This window comes from Flavobacterium defluvii, assembly GCF_900129555.1.
Classification (GTDB): domain Bacteria; phylum Bacteroidota; class Bacteroidia; order Flavobacteriales; family Flavobacteriaceae; genus Flavobacterium; species Flavobacterium defluvii.
Genome location: NZ_FQWC01000001.1, coordinates 775,600 through 791,336, shown reverse-complemented (window position 1 = coordinate 791,336; position 15,737 = coordinate 775,600). Strand labels below are relative to the sequence as shown.

The window sequence follows — 15,737 nt, the reverse complement described above, 5'->3', positions numbered from 1 at the left end:
TTAGGAAATCTAAAACGCCCTAATTATTTTATTTAAAATATTAATTTTTATTGATAACGTTTAAAATCGTTTCTAAACTTGGAGTAATCAAATCTGTAATTGGTTTTGGATAAAATCCAAAGAAAATTAAAACAGCAATAATTGCTGCCAAAGAAATTCCTTCATTTATAGAAACATCTGCAAAAGTTTTTGAATTTGTTTCGCCCAACATCACATTTTGGAACATTTTCAGCATATAGTAAGCTCCTAAAATGATCGTTGTTCCGCCTAAAACAGCAAACCATATATTAATTTGAGAAAGACTGTATAATACTGTAAACTCTCCGATAAAGTTAAAGGTAGTAGGTAAAGCAACAGATGCCAAAACCAAAATTAAAAACATTGAAGTGAATTTTGGAGACTGCGCACGGATTCCTCCTAATGCAGCAATATCTCTTGTTTCAAATCTTCTGTAGATAATTTCTGCAGCATAGAATAATCCAACTACTACAAAACCGTGAGCAATCATTTGTAAAACAGCTCCGCGGAAACCATCAAGAGTTAAAGTGTAAGATCCTGCAGCGATTAATCCAACGTGAGCAAGAGATGAATATGCTAATAATTTCTTTAAATCTTTTTGTCTTAAAGCTACAATTGAACCGTAAATAACCCCAGCAATTCCTAAAGCAATAAAAATGTTCATGTATTCTTTTGCAGCAAGTGGCGCAATAGGCAATTGCCAGCGAATAACACTATACAATCCCATTTTTAACATGATACCAGATAAAAGCATTGTCCCAACAGTTGGTGCTTTTTGGTAAACATTTGCCTGCCATGTATGAAATGGAATAATTGGAATCTTGATGGCATAAGCCAAGAAGAAAGCTAGGAAAATCCAAAGTTGTTCGCAAGCTGATAATTGTACTTTGTATAAATCTTCAATTAAAAAAGAACCTGCTTTTTGGTATAAATAGATAAAAGCAGTTAACATAAATAACGAACCTGCAAGTGTATAAATAAAGAATTTAACCACTGCTTTTCTGCGTTCTTCTGCATCACCGTTACCCCAGATAAGAGCAATAAAATAAATTGGAACAAGAGCTAACTCCCAGAAAATATAATATAAAAGACCATCCGCAGCCAGGAAAGTTCCTGTCATTGCAAATGCCATAAATAAAATCAGTGCATAAAAAGCTTTTGCATTTTTATATTCATTTCCAAAAGAAGAGAATATAATTACCGGAGTCAAAGCCGTTGTTAATAAAAGCATAGCTAGAGCCAATCCGTCAGCATTTAGCGCAAATGAAATTTTAGGTTGATTAATCCATGCATTGATAAGGCTGATATTTTCTCCAGTATTAAAATGATTTAACAATACAACCGAACAGCCTAAAGCTGCCAAACTAAAGAACAAAGCTACTTTTGAAGCGAGTTTGTCACCAGCAAAATAGGTGATAAATGCACCAACTAAAAGAATAATTAATATAAGAGAAACGTTCATAGTTATAAAATTATTGAGCTAAAAATATATAAGAAACAATGGCACAAAGACCTAAAACGAAAGCGAAAAGATATAATCCAATACTTCCCGTTTGTAGTTTTTTACCCTGAAACGCCAATTCGTTTGCTGCTTTTCCTAATCCAAAAACAACAGCAGATAAGCCAGTTTCAATATAGTCTCTAAAGAATCTTGATAATGCATTTACCGGACGAACAAAAATCGCTTCGTAAGCCTCATCTACATAATATTTGTTATACAACACTTTGGTTAAGCCTGTAATATTTTCATCTGCTTCTGGAACATTATCTTGTTTAAAGTATTTAATGTATGCAATTAAAATACCTAATAATCCACCTAAAACAGCAACTCCCATTAAAGTATATTCTGTTGTACCTAAATGATGCTCTTCACCAGCGACTTTTGTGAAAAGAGGAGCTAAATATTCATTTAACCAACTGTTTCCAGGTAAACTAATTAAACCTCCAAAAGTTGCCAGAAGTGCTAAAATCATTAAAGGGAAAGTAATTAAAGCACCACTTTCGTGTAAATGATGTTTCTGCTCTTCAGTTCCTCTAAATTCTTTGAAAAAAGTCAGGAACATTAATCTAAACATATAGAAAGCTGTCATGATTGAAGCCACAGATCCAACAACGTATAATGGAATACTGTGGTGGAAAGCAGTTAATAAAATTTCATCTTTTGAGAAGAAACCTGAGAAAAACGGAACTCCTGAAATTGCTAATGATGAAATAAGCATTGTCCAGAATGTAATTGGCATTGCTTTACGCAATCCTCCCATGTTACGCATATCCTGTTCTCCGTGCAATCCATGAATTACAGAACCTGAACCTAAGAATAAACAAGCTTTAAAGAAAGCGTGTGTGATTACGTGAAAAACAGCCACTTCATAAGCTCCAAATCCTAATGCTAAAAACATTAATCCTAATTGTGAAACAGTAGAGTATGCCAATACTTTTTTGATATCGTTTTGAACTAAACCAATTGTAGCAGCAACTAAAGAAGTTATAGCTCCAATTACTGCGATTACAGTTTGTACATCAACAGCTAAATCAAAAACGAAGTTTAATCTTGTTACCATGAAAATACCAGCAGTAACCATTGTTGCCGCGTGGATTAACGCAGAAACCGGAGTTGGACCAGCCATCGCATCAGGTAACCAGGTATATAAAGGAATTTGAGCAGATTTACCACAGGCTCCAATGAATAAACATAATGCAGCTAAAGAAAGTAAGGGTAAATTTAAGTTTGCTGCTCCTGCAATTGCCGTTTTTAAAGTTGCATAATCTAATGTAGAGAACATTGAACCAATGATGAACATACCAATTAAAAGACCTAAATCTCCAATTCTGTTCATGATGAAAGCCTTTTTTGCCGCATCGTTATAATCCTGATTTTTATACCAGAATCCGATTAATAAATAAGAGCAAAGTCCAACACCTTCCCAGCCAATAAATAAAACTAATAAGTTGCTTCCAATTACAAGTGTAATCATAAAGAATACGAAGAGATTTAAATATGCGAAGAATTTGTGCATATTCTCATCATCATGCATGTAACTGATAGAGTATAAGTGAATCAAAGATCCGATTCCGGTTACAAACAATAACCAAAGAACTGATAGTTGATCTAATAAAAATCCAAGATTGATTTTTAAGTTGCTAATTTGAATCCAGTCAAATAAAGTAACTTCAATTCCTTTTCCGGTTGAAGTTATTTGATTAAAAAGTACAAGAGTAACTATAAAAGAAATCGCTACGGCAGCAGTCCCGATAAATCCAGAAACTGTTTTTCCTAAGCTTTTTCCAAAGAAAACATTAATTAAAAACCCTAAAAAAGGAGCTAAAACTAAAACTAAAGCTAAATTGGTATCCATTTCTATTTTATCCTTTTAAATTTTTTAAATTATCGATACTAATTGAGCCAATGTTTCTGAAAATAGAAACTAAAATCGCTAATCCTACCGCAACTTCAGCAGCAGCAACCGCCATCGAGAAGAATACAAAAACTTGTCCTTGTGCATCCTGATGGTAAGTTGAAAAAGCCACAAATAAAAGGTTTACTGCATTTAGCATGATCTCGATAGACATGAAAACGATAATTGAATTTCGTCTGTACAATACACCAAAAACACCAATACAAAAAAGTACAACACTTAAAAAGATGTAATTTTCAATACCTATTTGATTTAATATATTACCCATTATTTATTTAATTTTTCTTTTTTAGACAATAATACAGTTCCAATCATCGCAACCAAAAGTAAAATCGAAGCAAATTCAAAAGGTACCATATATTCGTTCAACAATATTTTACCCAATACTTTAATAGACTGGAAATCTTCTCCCGTTGAATCATAATCGCCAACAATTGGTTTAGAATTGATGAAGATGGCAATCAAAACAATAACAATCAAACAGAAAGAAACAATCGCCCCAAGACGTGTAATTCTTGGTCGGTGAACGTCTTTTTGTTCGTTAAGATTCATCAACATAATCGTAAACAGGAACAAAATCATGATTGCTCCGGAATATACTATTATATGTACTACAGCTAAAAATTGAGAGTTTAATAATAAATAATGACCGGCAATAGAGAAGAAACAAATCACTAAGTAAATTGCTGAGTGAATTGGGTTTCTGCTAAAAATAGTCAGGAAGGCAGTAATTACTGTAATAAACGCTAGGATACAAAATATCACTCCTACAGGAGTTGCGTTTGCAAGATCTGGAATGTGTATCATTAGTTAGCGTTATTAAGTTGAGTATTTTTAATTGCCATTTCTAAAGGCATCACTAATTTGTCTTTTCCAAAAATGAAATCTTCTCTGTCGTAATTAGCAGGAACTAATACTTTAGATTCTGTCAAATAGATTGCATCTTTCGGGCAGGCTTCTTCACACAAACCACAGAAAATACAACGAAGCATATTGATCTCATAGATTTCAGCATACTTTTCTTCTCTATATAAATGTTTTTCATCCGGTTTACGCTCAGCAGCTTTCATTGTAATAGCTTCTGCAGGACATGATAAAGCACATAATCCGCAGGCAGTACAGTTTTCGCGTCCTTGTTCATCACGTTTCAACATGTGCTGACCGCGATATACAGGGCTCATTTCACGAACCTGCTCTGGGTAATGAATGGTAATTTTTTTTCTGAAAAGGTGTTTAAGCGTAATTGCCAAACCTTTTACAATCGCCACAAGATACAATCGCTCAATAAAAGTCATATCCTTGTTAGAGACCACTTTCTTTCTACCCGATAATGATATAGTTTCTATTGACATTTTACTATTATAATTTATGATTCAAATTTTGATGATTCAAATTCAAATCTATTTTGTTTTTATTTAAGCTAATTACGGTTCTTAGAATCCTAACGCTGCTGCAATATCGTGTCTCAATATAACTGCACCCGTAATCATGATGTTAATAATCGAAAGTGGAATTAAAATTCTCCACCCTAAGTTCATCAACTGGTCATATCTAAATCTTGGAATTGTCCAACGAACCCACATGTAGAAGAATATGAAGAAACATATTTTTACAAACAATGCCGCAATTCCTAATAAGTTAGCTGTATTTACACCAACATTCTCAACCATCCACTGCATTCCCGGATAGTTGTATCCGCCAAAGAACAATACAGAGATGATAGTAGAAGAGATAAACATACTTGCATATTCAGCAAATAAATAGAATCCCATTTTCATAGATGAATATTCAGTATGGTAACCTCCAATTAATTCGTTTTCACATTCTGCTAAGTCGAATGGAGTTCTGTTCGTTTCTGCAAATGAACAAATTAAAAAGATCAGGAAAGATAATGGCTGATAAAAAACATTCCAATGCAGTCCTTGCTGTTGTAATGAAATTTCTTTTAAGCTCATTGTGCCCGTCATCATCAATAAAGCGATCATTGATAATCCCATTGCGATTTCATAAGAAACCATTTGAGAAGCCGCACGAACTGCTCCCATTAATGAGAACTTATTGTTAGAAGCCCATCCACCAATCATGATTCCATAAACTCCAACAGAAAGAACTCCAAAAATGTATAATAATGCAATATTTACATCAGTTGCCTGAAGAATAATATCTTTTCCAAAAAGATGAAGTCTGTCTCCCCAAGGAATTACAGCGCTTGTCATTAAAGCTGTACTCATGGCAATTGCAGGCCCCACAATAAATAAAAATCTATTTGGTGTATTTGGGAAAAACTCCTCTTTCGAGAATAATTTCATACCATCGGCAAGTGGCTGTAACAAACCTCCCCATCCAGCACGGTTTGGTCCAACACGGTCTTGCAGAAAAGCAGCAACTTTACGTTCTGCCCATGTAGAATACATCGCCATAATCATTGTTACCGCAAAAACGACAACAATAACAACACTCTTTTCTATAATAAATGCACTTTCCATTTCTTATTGTTTTTTGTCTTTATCAGTTAATGGAATTGCTGCCATACTAATTTTTTTACGGTCAACATCGCGGCCTAAAAGAATATTCTTTTCAGTATCGATAGTAACTTTCTCTAATTTCTGAGTATAGTTATTTTGATTGATTACAGAATCTTTTTCAAATTCTCTTGGTCCTTCAATAACCCAGTCATTTACATCTTTATGATCAAAACGACAGCTGTTGCAAATGAATTCTTCAACTTCATGGTACTCATCTTTACGACCAGTTACACGCTGAATTTCTCCACCAAACATCCAAACTGTAGTTTTACCGCAGCATCCCGGAGTAGTACATTCTCTGTGCGCGTTATAAGGTTTGTTAAACCAAACTCTTGATTTAAAACGGAAAGTTTTATCTGTTAAAGCTCCAACCGGACATACATCAATCATGTTTCCAGAGAACTCATTGTCGATTGCTTTAGAAATTCCGGTTGAAATATTAGCGTGGTCACCACGATCTAATACTCCGTGAACTCTGTTGTCTGTCAGTTGATCTGCAACTTGCACACATCTTTGACATAAGATACAACGGTTCATATGCAGTTGAATATTTGGACCAATATCTTCTGGTTCAAATGTTCTTTTTTCTTCAATGTAACGTGATTTTGGGTTTCCGTGCTCAAAACTTAAATTTTGAAGATCACATTCTCCAGCCTGATCACAAATAGGGCAGTCTAATGGGTGGTTGATTAATAAAAATTCTGTTACAGATTTACGGGCTTCCATAACTCTGGCAGAAGATTTACTATTTACTTCCATTCCATCCATACATCCTGTTACACAAGATGCCATTAATTTTGGCATTGGTCTTGGATCAGCCTCACTGCCTTTTGAAACTTCAACCAAACAGCAGCGGCATTTTCCTCCGCTTCCTTTTAATTTTGAGTAATAGCACATGGCTGGCGGTACCAAATCCCCACCAATCATACGTGCAGCCTGCAGGATTGTTGTTCCTGGCTCTACGTCTATACTTTGACCGTCTATGGTTACTTTCATCTCTTATTTGTTTTTTTAGTTTCAGGTTTAAAGTTTCAGGTTATTTAGACTTGAAACTAAAAAAACATGAAACTTGAAACTATATTTTAAACTGTTTGTCTGCCTACTAAATGTTTCACTTGTGAAAAAGGTTCAGCAACAAAGTGATCTCTATTTTTGATTTTTTCAGGGAAACGAACGTGATATTCGAACTCATCCCTAAAGTGACGAATTGCTGCAGCTACTGGCCAGGAAGCGGCATCACCAAGTGGACAGATTGTGTTTCCTTCAATTTTACTTTGAATGCTCCACAATAATTCGATATCTTCTTCTCGACCCTGACCGTTTTCGATTCTCCATAAGATTTTTTCCAACCATCCTGTTCCTTCACGGCAAGGTGTACATTGCCCGCAAGATTCGTGGTGGTAAAAACGAGCAAAGTTCCAGGTATTTCTTACGATACAAGCAGTGTCGTTGTATACAATAAATCCTCCGGAACCTAACATAGATCCGGTAGCGAAACCACCATCACTTAAAGATTCATAAGTCATTAAACGATCTTCACCGTTTGCTGTTTTGAAAATCAATTCAGCCGGTAAGATTGGCACAGATGAACCTCCGGGCACGAATGCTTTTAGCGGACGGCTTGAAGACATTCCTCCTAAATATTCATCAGAATTCATGAATTCATCAACGCTTAAACCTAATTCAATTTCGTAAACTCCAGGATTTTTGATGTGTCCTGAAGCAGAAATTAATTTAGTTCCAGTAGAACGACCGATACCAATTTTAGCATAATCATCTCCTGAATTGTTTACAATCCAAGGTACAGTAGCAATTGTTTCAACATTGTTTACTACAGTTGGATTTGCCCAAAGACCAGAAACCGCTGGAAAAGGGGGTTTAATACGAGGATTTCCTCTTTTACCTTCCAATGATTCGATCAATGCTGTTTCTTCTCCACAGATATAAGCTCCAGCTCCACAGTGAACGTGAAGTTCAAGATCATAACCTGTTCCTAATATATTTTTTCCTAACCATCCGGCAGCTTTTGCCTCGGCAATTGCTCTTTCTAATATTTTGAAAACCCACATATATTCTCCACGGATGTAGATGTATGATAGGTTAGCGCCCAAAGCGTAACTTGAAGTAATCATTCCTTCGATCAATAAGTGAGGAATAAATTCCATCAAATAACGATCTTTAAATGTTCCAGGCTCAGATTCGTCGGCATTACACACTAAGTGTCTAGGTCTTCCTGATTTTTTATCAATAAAGCTCCATTTCATTCCGGCAGGGAAACCTGCACCACCACGTCCGCGAAGACCTGATTTTTTTACTTCCTCAGTAACTTCGTCCGGAGTTAATGTTTTTAAAGCTTTTTCTACAGAAGCATAACCGCCGTTTTGACGATAGACTTCGTAGGTTTTAATTCCAGGAATATTGATTTTATCTAATAATATTTTTTGTGACATCTTATTTATCGTGTAATATTATTTTATCATCTCTACAATCAGCAATTATCTGATCGATTTTTTCTTCTGTCAATTTTTCTTTGTAGAAATCTCCTAACTGCATCATCGGAGCGTATCCGCAGGCACCTAAACATTCTACGCCAGCAATGGTAAACATTCCATCTGGAGTAGTTTCACCCATTTTTATGCCTAGTTTTTCAGAAGTATAATCCATTAAATCCTCAGCACCACGTAAACAGCAACAAGAAGTCTGGCAAAATTCAAACATGTATTTTCCAATTGGTTTTTGGTTGAACATGGTATAAAAAGTAACCACTTCATAAACCTCAATTGGTTTTATCTGAAGAATTTCGGCAACTTTATCCTGCAATTCAATACTAAGCCAGTTGTTATGCGCATCCTGAACTTCGTGTAAAACAGGCAGTAAAGCTGATTTTTGTTTGCCTTCCGGGTAATGACTGATCAATTCATTGATGCGGTTCATCAATGCCTCAGTCATGTTTATTTCTTGTTTGTAATGTTTACGTTCCATTTTTAATTTTAGATTTTAGATTTTAGATTTTAGATTTTTTTAATCTTTATCTACAATCTATGATTCTTCAATCATTGTTTAAGTTTTAGATTCTTCAATCTGAATTTTTCAATTCCTGTATTATAATTTTAAATCTAAATTCTAAAATCTGCATTCTCAATCAGCAATCTAGAATCTAAATTCTAAAATCTACAATTCGTTTACGCGTCTAATTCTCCCGCAATTACATTTAAACTCGATAAAATGATAATAGCGTCAGAAAGTAATGCTCCTTTAATCATTTCAGGGAATGCCTGATAATAAATAAAGCAAGGTCTTCTGAAATGTAATCTGTATGGAGTTCTGCTTCCGTCAGTAGACAAATAGAAACCAAGTTCCCCATTTCCTCCTTCAACAGCATGGTAAATCTCTGAAACCGGAACAGGAACCTCTCCCATAACAATTTTAAAGTGATAAATTAAAGATTCCATTGAGTTATATACATCTTCTTTTGGAGGAAGGTAATAATCTGGAACTTCCGCATGGTATTCATTTCCTGCAGGCATTTTTTCTAACGCTTGACGAATGATACTTAAACTTTCCCAAACTTCGGCATTACGAACACAGAAACGATCGTAAGTATCTCCTGATTTTCCAACAGGGACAATAAAATCAAAATCTTCGTAAGATGAGTAAGGATGTGCTACACGAACGTCGTAATCAACTCCGGCTGCACGTAAGTTTGGACCTGTAAAACCGTAAGCCATTGCTTTTTCGGCAGTGATTCCGCCTACGTTAACAGTTCTGTCAAGGAAAATTCTGTTTCTTTCGAATAAGTTTTCGAATTCTTTCCACGCTGGTGGGAATTCTTCAAGGAATTTATCTAGTTTTCTGAAAGCTTCCGGAGACCAGTCTCTTTCAAAACCACCAATTCTTCCCATATTTGTAGTCAAACGAGCTCCACAAATTTCTTCGTAGATTTCGTAGATTTTTTCTCTAAATTGAAAAACGTATAAGAAACCAGTATACGCACCAGTATCTACACCTAATATCGAGTTACAAATAATGTGGTCTGTAATACGAGCCAGCTCCATAACAATAACTCTTAAATATTGAGCTCTTTTTGGGACTTCAATACCTAATAGTTTTTCTAAAGTCATCCACCATCCCATATTATTAATAGGAGAGGAGCAATAGTTCATACGGTCTGTAAGAGGTGTAATTTGATAAAAAGGACGATTTTCGGCGATTTTTTCGAAAGCTCTGTGAATGTAACCAATAGTTGGTTCAGCTTCTAAAATTCTTTCACCATCCATCAATAAGATATTTTGAAAAATACCGTGAGTCGCAGGGTGAGTCGGACCTAAATTAAGAACCGAAAGCTCGCTTCCGTCTTCATTGTGTCGCTCTTTAATTATTTTAGCATAACGATGCTCTGGTGGTAATAATAGTTCTGACATTTTATAATGTTGAATTATTTAGCAATTTGATACTGTTCTTCCGAAGAATCTGTCGTCTTTGTCAGTCCTTCCGCTGTCTTCCATTGGGAATTCTTTTCTCATAGGGAAAGACACCATTTCATCCATATTTAAAATACGTTTTAACTGCGGGTGACCAATAAAATTGATTCCGTAGAAATCGTATGTTTCTCTTTCCATCCAGTTTGAACTTAAGAAAATATTTGAAATAGTTTTGATTTCAGGTTTTTCTCCGTTTAGGTAAACTTTGATTCTGATACGCTTGTTTTCGAACCAGTTGTGTAAATGGTATACAACTGCAAACTGACGTTCAGATTCATTGTCAGGATAGTGAATGCCGCATAAATCTGTTAAAAAATGAAATTGTAGTTCAGGATCATTTTTTAAGAATAGAATTAATGCTGTAATTTTATCGGCAGAAGCTTCTAAAGTAAAAATATCTCTTTCTTCATGAAAGTTGAAAACATCATTATTGAATGTTTCCGTAAGTTTATTTTGAATTTGGGTATTTTCTAAAGCCATCTTATGAAATATTATAGGAAGCTAATAATTCCTGGTATTCTGGTGAACTTCTGCGTCTAACAGATTCGCTTTTTACCAATTCTTGTAATCTCATTACTCCATCAACGATTTGTTCTGGTCTAGGAGGACATCCCGGAACGTAAACGTCAACCGGAATAACTTTATCAATTCCCTGAAGAACTGAGTAAGTGTCGAAAATACCACCCGAAGAAGCACAGGCTCCTACAGCAATTACCCAGCGCGGCTCTGACATTTGTTCGTAAACTTGTCTTAAGATTGGTGCCATTTTTTTAGAAATGGTTCCCATTACAAGCAGCATATCTGCCTGACGAGGAGAGAAACTCACACGCTCAGAACCAAATCTTGCTAAATCGTAATGTGCAGCCATTGTTGCCATAAACTCAATTCCGCAGCAAGAAGTTGCAAATGGTAAAGGCCAAAGAGAATTCGCGCGTGCCAAACCTACAACATCATTTAGTTTTGTAGCGAAGAATCCTTCACCAGCAAGACCTTCTGGAGGAGACACCATATTTACTTTTGAATCGCTCATTTTATTTTAGATTTCTGATTTTAGATTTAGATTTTTGGAAATCATAAAAAGTAAAATCAATTTTTTAAATCAGTATTAAATTCTATTGAGTTTAAATTTTAAATTTTAATTCAAGATTTGTAAGTCTAAAATCAGAAATCTAAAATTCAAAATCGGGATTATTCCCATTCTAGTGCTTTCTTTTTAATGATGTAAAAGAAACCAACTAAAAGTAAAGCCATGAAAACAATCATTTTCAACATTCCTTCTACGCCAAGATCTTTAAAGTTTACTGCCCAAGGGTAAAGGAAGATAACCTCTACATCAAACAATACAAACAAGATAGCAACAAGGAAATATTTTACTGAAAAAGGAATACGTGCATTTCCAACAGATTCGATACCACACTCGAAGTTTTTATCTTTAACTTCTGAGGTTCTTCTTGGTCCTAATTTTCCAGAAATAATGATTGTTCCTACCACAAAACCAACTGCAAGAATGAACTGCATCAGGATAGGAATGTAGCTGTATTGATCAGATTGCATAAGCTTAACTTTTTTACTTAAAGAATAAGCCACAAAGATAACTTTCAACTACGTAAATCACAAACTAAAGAAGGATATAAGTATGCCATGAAACCATGTTTATATGTAATTTTTATTGATTATAAATAACGTTCGGCTTTTTTAATATTTTTTTAAGAAATAGGTCAAAAAAAAAACGTCCCGATACTTCGGGACGTTTCTTAAAACCATTCAGAGGCAAAAAAAATAAATTGCTATATTTTTCTTAGATTACTGCTACTTTAGCAGCAACTTTCCCTTTTCTTCCTTCTTCTTCTTCATAGCTTACACGGTCACCTTCGCGTAATTCTTCCGCGTTAATTCCTGAAGCGTGAACGAAGATGTCCTTTCCTGTTTCTTCGTCTGTAATGAATCCATAACCTTTAGATTCATTGAAAAATTTTACTGTACCTGTACGCATTGTAATTGTAATAATAATTTATAATAAAACAAATGTAATATTTAAATTCATATAAAAGACATATACATGTTAAAATTTTGTAAAAATTATTGATTTACAGTGTTTTTACGTGGTTTCTTGCGTCAATTTATTTATAAAACACTAATATTTGAGAATCATTAATTGTAAGAATATAAAAACTAGGTAATTGTAGGAATTTCGCATTTCAAAAAATGTAAATTTTAGGATTATTCTTATAGTTTTTGAATAAAAAAAGCCGGCTGATATTCTTCGGCCGGCTTTTTTGGTATCTAATGTTCTATAATTTTTATAGAGAATCAATTTTAATGTGTAATTCTTTCAATTGAGTTTCATCAATTGCAGCAGGCGCATCGATCATGACATCACGGCCGGAATTATTTTTAGGGAAAGCAATAAAGTCTCTGATGGTTTCCTGACCGCCTAAAATGGCTACTAATCTGTCAAGACCAAAAGCAAGTCCTCCGTGCGGCGGTGCTCCAAACTGGAAAGCATCCATTAAGAAACCAAATTGCGCTTTTGCTTCGTCTTCGGTAAATCCTAAATATTTGAACATTAATTGCTGTGTTGCTTTATCGTGAATACGAATAGAACCTCCTCCAATTTCGTTTCCGTTTAAAACCATATCGTATGCGTTTGCACGTACGTTTCCCGGCTGTGTTTCTAATAAAGCAATATCTTCTGGTTTTGGTGAAGTAAACGGGTGGTGCATCGCGTGATAACGGCCGCTTTCTTCATCAAGTTCTAATAATGGAAAATCTACAACCCACAATGGAGCAAATTCTTCAGGATTACGTAATCCTAAACGAGTTGCCAATTCCATACGAAGTGCAGAAAGCTGTGCACGTGTTTTGTTTGCAGGACCAGAAAGTACAAAAATCATATCGCCAGGATTTGCTTCTGTTGCTTTTGCCCATTTTGCTAAATCATCCTGATCGTAGAATTTATCTACAGATGATTTGTATGTTCCGTCTTCGTTGCATTTTACATACACCATTCCAGATGCTCCAACCTGCGGACGCTTAACCCAGTCAATTAACCCGTCGATTTCTTTACGAGTATAATTTCCTGCTCCCGGAACAGCGATTCCCACAACTAATTCTGCTGTATTAAAAACAGGGAATTCTTTATGCTGTGCAAATTCGTTTAACTCACCGAATTTCATTCCAAAACGAATATCCGGTTTGTCGTTTCCGTATGTTTTCATAGCATAGTCGTAAGTAATTCTTGGGAATTTATCTACTTCTACACCTTTAATTTCTTTTAATAAATGTCTTGTCAAACCTTCAAAAACATTCAAAATGTCTTCTTGCTCCACAAATGCCATTTCGCAGTCAATTTGAGTAAACTCTGGCTGACGGTCTGCACGTAAATCTTCGTCACGGAAACATTTCACAATCTGGAAATATTTATCCATTCCACCCACCATCAATAATTGTTTGAAAGTCTGCGGAGATTGTGGCAATGCATAAAATTGTCCTTCGTTCATACGGCTTGGTACAACGAAATCTCTTGCTCCTTCCGGAGTTGATTTGATTAAGTAAGGCGTTTCAACTTCGCAGAAATCTAAATCCGATAAATATTTACGAACTTCCATCGCTACTTTATGACGGAATAATAAACTGTTTTTTACTGGATTTCTACGAATGTCCAAGTAACGGTATTTCATTCTGATGTCTTCTCCACCGTCTGTTTCATCTTCAATTGTAAATGGAGGAGTTAAGGCAGAATTTAAAATAGTCAGTTCAGAAACTAAAATTTCGATTTCGCCTGTTGGAATATTTTTGTTTTTGGCTTCACGTTCAATAACAATACCTTTTACCTGAATTACAAATTCACGTCCAAGGGTTTTGGCCAATTCAAAAACGGTTTTATCGGTACGACTTTCGTCGAAAATAAGTTGAGTAATTCCATAACGGTCTCGTAAATCGACCCAATTCATAAATCCTTTATCACGTGATTTTTGAACCCAGCCCGCAAGTGTAACTTCGGTATTAATATTTGAAGCGTTTAATTCGCCACAATTATGACTTCTATACATAATCAAAATTTTAGACTGCAAAAGTAAATACAAAATTCAAGATAATATAGTAAAGTGATAAGTTGATTCAGAATAATTTCAAATATTTTGTTAATTCTAAAAATCCGAAGCTGTTATTTCTTTAGATTTGAGTCACTAAAAACAAATTTTAATACTATGAAAAAACTTTTTGTTACAGGTTTGTTGATTTTTAGCGGGTTGAATGTTATAGGACAAGCTAAAGAACAAGTAAAATTTACTGCCAAAATTGAGAATAGAAACAGTGATACTTTAGTTATTAAAGGAAGAAATAATTTTAAGCAAGTTATTCCAATTGATAAAAAAGGAATGTTTATCGCTTCTTTTGAAGCTCCGAAAGGATTTTATATGTTTTCTGACGGAACAGAATCTTCTAATTTATATCTGAAACCAAATTCTGAAATTAATTTAACAATGAACGCCAAGGAATTTGATGAAACTATAGTATACAAAGGAAAAGGTGTTGATGAGAGTAATTTTTTAGCGCAGCAGGCTCTAAAAGATGAAAAATTCCAAAATGAAGCTTATACTAAAGAAGCCGTAGAATTTGCTTCACTTTTAGAAGCAAAAAAGAAAACAGACTTTGAAAGCCTTGAAAAAGGAAATTACGATCCTGAATTTAAAACTGCCTTGAAAACGAGTTTTGAAAGTTTTAATCAATACGCAGCTCAGGATTATGAAAGAACTGCTGCAGCGAGAAAATTAATTGGAAAGCCTTCGCCTGAATTTGATTATGAAAATTTTAAAGGAGGAAAAACAAAACTGGCTGACTTAAAAGGAAAGTACATATATATAGATCTTTGGGCAACCTGGTGTGCGCCATGCAGAGCTGAAATCCCTTATCTTCAAAAAGTGGAAGAAAAATACCATGATAAAAACATTGAATTTGTGAGTATTTCTATTGATAAAGCAAAGGATAATGAAAAATGGAAAAAATTTGTAACCGATAAAAAATTAGGCGGTGTACAATTATTTGCAGACAAAGATTGGGAATCTGATTTTGTGGTAAAGTACGGTGTAACCGGAATTCCGAGATTTATTTTAATTGATCCAAATGGTAACATTGTGAGTTCTGATGCTTCCAGACCATCTGATCCTAAGCTTCAGGAACAGTTAAACAGTTTATTGAACTAATTTATTTACGAAATTTATAACGTTATCGTAATTTTAGTTTTTTGCTAAAATATCAGTAAAACCAATGCTTCAGCATTGGTTTTACTGTTTTTG

16 protein-coding genes are annotated in these 15,737 nt (G+C 34.7%); 1 reads left to right on the top strand and 15 read right to left on the bottom strand.

All coding sequences use genetic code 11. The annotated features are described in order from the left end of the window. Window positions 1-40 precede the first annotated feature (40 nt). From BUC29_RS03460 to aspS, 15 genes are all read right to left on the bottom strand, one after another. Window positions 41-1,480, bottom strand: coding sequence for a complex I subunit 4 family protein (locus BUC29_RS03460; RefSeq protein WP_073413358.1), 1,440 nt, complete (start codon window positions 1,478-1,480; stop codon window positions 41-43). Window positions 1,481-1,490: 10 nt separating this feature from the next. Next, window positions 1,491-3,374, bottom strand: a complete 1,884-nt coding sequence (gene nuoL / locus BUC29_RS03455) for an NADH-quinone oxidoreductase subunit L (protein WP_073413357.1) — start codon at window positions 3,372-3,374, stop codon at window positions 1,491-1,493. Between the two features lie 7 nt (window positions 3,375-3,381). Further along, on the bottom strand, window positions 3,382-3,702 hold the full coding sequence (gene nuoK / locus BUC29_RS03450; protein WP_012023318.1) for an NADH-quinone oxidoreductase subunit NuoK: 321 nt from the start codon (window positions 3,700-3,702) through the stop codon (window positions 3,382-3,384). After that, the gene (locus BUC29_RS03445; RefSeq protein WP_073413356.1) at window positions 3,702-4,241 is read right to left on the bottom strand and encodes an NADH-quinone oxidoreductase subunit J family protein; all 540 of its coding nucleotides are present in this window, start codon (window positions 4,239-4,241) and stop codon (window positions 3,702-3,704) included. Before BUC29_RS03445 ends, nuoK begins: the two co-directional genes overlap by 1 nt. Further along, window positions 4,241-4,786, bottom strand: coding sequence for a NuoI/complex I 23 kDa subunit family protein (locus BUC29_RS03440; RefSeq protein ID WP_073413355.1), 546 nt, complete (start codon window positions 4,784-4,786; stop codon window positions 4,241-4,243). The genes BUC29_RS03445 and BUC29_RS03440 overlap by 1 nt, the downstream gene beginning before the upstream one ends. Window positions 4,787-4,867: 81 nt before the next feature. Beyond that, window positions 4,868-5,920, bottom strand: coding sequence for an NADH-quinone oxidoreductase subunit NuoH (gene nuoH / locus BUC29_RS03435; protein WP_073413353.1), 1,053 nt, complete (start codon window positions 5,918-5,920; stop codon window positions 4,868-4,870). 3 nt (window positions 5,921-5,923) lie between these two features. Beyond that, the gene (locus BUC29_RS03430; protein ID WP_073413351.1) at window positions 5,924-6,955 is read right to left on the bottom strand and encodes an NADH-quinone oxidoreductase subunit G; all 1,032 of its coding nucleotides are present in this window, start codon (window positions 6,953-6,955) and stop codon (window positions 5,924-5,926) included. An 86-nt stretch (window positions 6,956-7,041) separates the two neighbouring features. After that, complete coding sequence (gene nuoF, locus BUC29_RS03425) at window positions 7,042-8,409, bottom strand: NADH-quinone oxidoreductase subunit NuoF (RefSeq protein WP_073413349.1); 1,368 nt, start codon at window positions 8,407-8,409, stop codon at window positions 7,042-7,044. A 1-nt stretch (window position 8,410) separates the two neighbouring features. Further along, window positions 8,411-8,941, bottom strand: a complete 531-nt coding sequence (locus BUC29_RS03420; protein ID WP_057115709.1) for a complex I 24 kDa subunit family protein — start codon at window positions 8,939-8,941, stop codon at window positions 8,411-8,413. Window positions 8,942-9,141: 200 nt separating this feature from the next. Next, complete coding sequence (locus BUC29_RS03415; RefSeq protein WP_073408169.1) at window positions 9,142-10,380, bottom strand: NADH-quinone oxidoreductase subunit D; 1,239 nt, start codon at window positions 10,378-10,380, stop codon at window positions 9,142-9,144. Window positions 10,381-10,398: 18 nt separating this feature from the next. Continuing rightward, window positions 10,399-10,920, bottom strand: a complete 522-nt coding sequence (locus BUC29_RS03410) for an NADH-quinone oxidoreductase subunit C (RefSeq protein WP_073413347.1) — start codon at window positions 10,918-10,920, stop codon at window positions 10,399-10,401. Between the two features lies 1 nt (window position 10,921). Next, a complete protein-coding gene (locus BUC29_RS03405) occupies window positions 10,922-11,470 on the bottom strand; it encodes an NADH-quinone oxidoreductase subunit B (RefSeq protein WP_073413345.1) in 549 nt (182 codons plus the stop codon). A 158-nt stretch (window positions 11,471-11,628) separates the two neighbouring features. Further along, on the bottom strand, window positions 11,629-11,994 hold the full coding sequence (locus tag BUC29_RS03400; protein ID WP_073413605.1) for an NADH-quinone oxidoreductase subunit A: 366 nt from the start codon (window positions 11,992-11,994) through the stop codon (window positions 11,629-11,631). 244 nt (window positions 11,995-12,238) lie between these two features. Beyond that, a complete protein-coding gene (locus tag BUC29_RS03395; RefSeq protein ID WP_007137066.1) occupies window positions 12,239-12,433 on the bottom strand; it encodes a cold-shock protein in 195 nt (64 codons plus the stop codon). 307 nt (window positions 12,434-12,740) lie between these two features. Further along, window positions 12,741-14,492, bottom strand: coding sequence for an aspartate--tRNA ligase (aspS, locus tag BUC29_RS03390; protein ID WP_073413343.1), 1,752 nt, complete (start codon window positions 14,490-14,492; stop codon window positions 12,741-12,743). 156 nt (window positions 14,493-14,648) lie between these two features. On the opposite strand from aspS, the gene BUC29_RS03385 reads away from it, so the two are divergent. Further along, window positions 14,649-15,644 (top strand): TlpA family protein disulfide reductase, encoded by a 996-nt coding sequence (locus BUC29_RS03385; protein WP_073413341.1) that lies wholly within the window; start codon window positions 14,649-14,651, stop codon window positions 15,642-15,644. Window positions 15,645-15,737: the final 93 nt, after the last annotated feature.

Coding starts and splice junctions, on each gene's coding strand:
- BUC29_RS03460 (WP_073413358.1), bottom strand. CDS start 1,480: ATGAACGTTTCTCTTATATTAATTATTCTTTTAGTTGGTGCATTTATC.
- nuoL (WP_073413357.1), bottom strand. CDS start 3,374: ATGGATACCAATTTAGCTTTAGTTTTAGTTTTAGCTCCTTTTTTAGGG.
- nuoK (WP_012023318.1), bottom strand. CDS start 3,702: ATGGGTAATATATTAAATCAAATAGGTATTGAAAATTACATCTTTTTA.
- BUC29_RS03445 (WP_073413356.1), bottom strand. CDS start 4,241: ATGATACACATTCCAGATCTTGCAAACGCAACTCCTGTAGGAGTGATA.
- BUC29_RS03440 (WP_073413355.1), bottom strand. CDS start 4,786: ATGTCAATAGAAACTATATCATTATCGGGTAGAAAGAAAGTGGTCTCT.
- nuoH (WP_073413353.1), bottom strand. CDS start 5,920: ATGGAAAGTGCATTTATTATAGAAAAGAGTGTTGTTATTGTTGTCGTT.
- BUC29_RS03430 (WP_073413351.1), bottom strand. CDS start 6,955: ATGAAAGTAACCATAGACGGTCAAAGTATAGACGTAGAGCCAGGAACA.
- nuoF (WP_073413349.1), bottom strand. CDS start 8,409: ATGTCACAAAAAATATTATTAGATAAAATCAATATTCCTGGAATTAAA.
- BUC29_RS03420 (WP_057115709.1), bottom strand. CDS start 8,941: ATGGAACGTAAACATTACAAACAAGAAATAAACATGACTGAGGCATTG.
- BUC29_RS03415 (WP_073408169.1), bottom strand. CDS start 10,380: ATGTCAGAACTATTATTACCACCAGAGCATCGTTATGCTAAAATAATT.
- BUC29_RS03410 (WP_073413347.1), bottom strand. CDS start 10,920: ATGGCTTTAGAAAATACCCAAATTCAAAATAAACTTACGGAAACATTC.
- BUC29_RS03405 (WP_073413345.1), bottom strand. CDS start 11,470: ATGAGCGATTCAAAAGTAAATATGGTGTCTCCTCCAGAAGGTCTTGCT.
- BUC29_RS03400 (WP_073413605.1), bottom strand. CDS start 11,994: ATGCAATCTGATCAATACAGCTACATTCCTATCCTGATGCAGTTCATT.
- BUC29_RS03395 (WP_007137066.1), bottom strand. CDS start 12,433: ATGCGTACAGGTACAGTAAAATTTTTCAATGAATCTAAAGGTTATGGA.
- aspS (WP_073413343.1), bottom strand. CDS start 14,492: ATGTATAGAAGTCATAATTGTGGCGAATTAAACGCTTCAAATATTAAT.
- BUC29_RS03385 (WP_073413341.1), top strand. CDS start 14,649: ATGAAAAAACTTTTTGTTACAGGTTTGTTGATTTTTAGCGGGTTGAAT.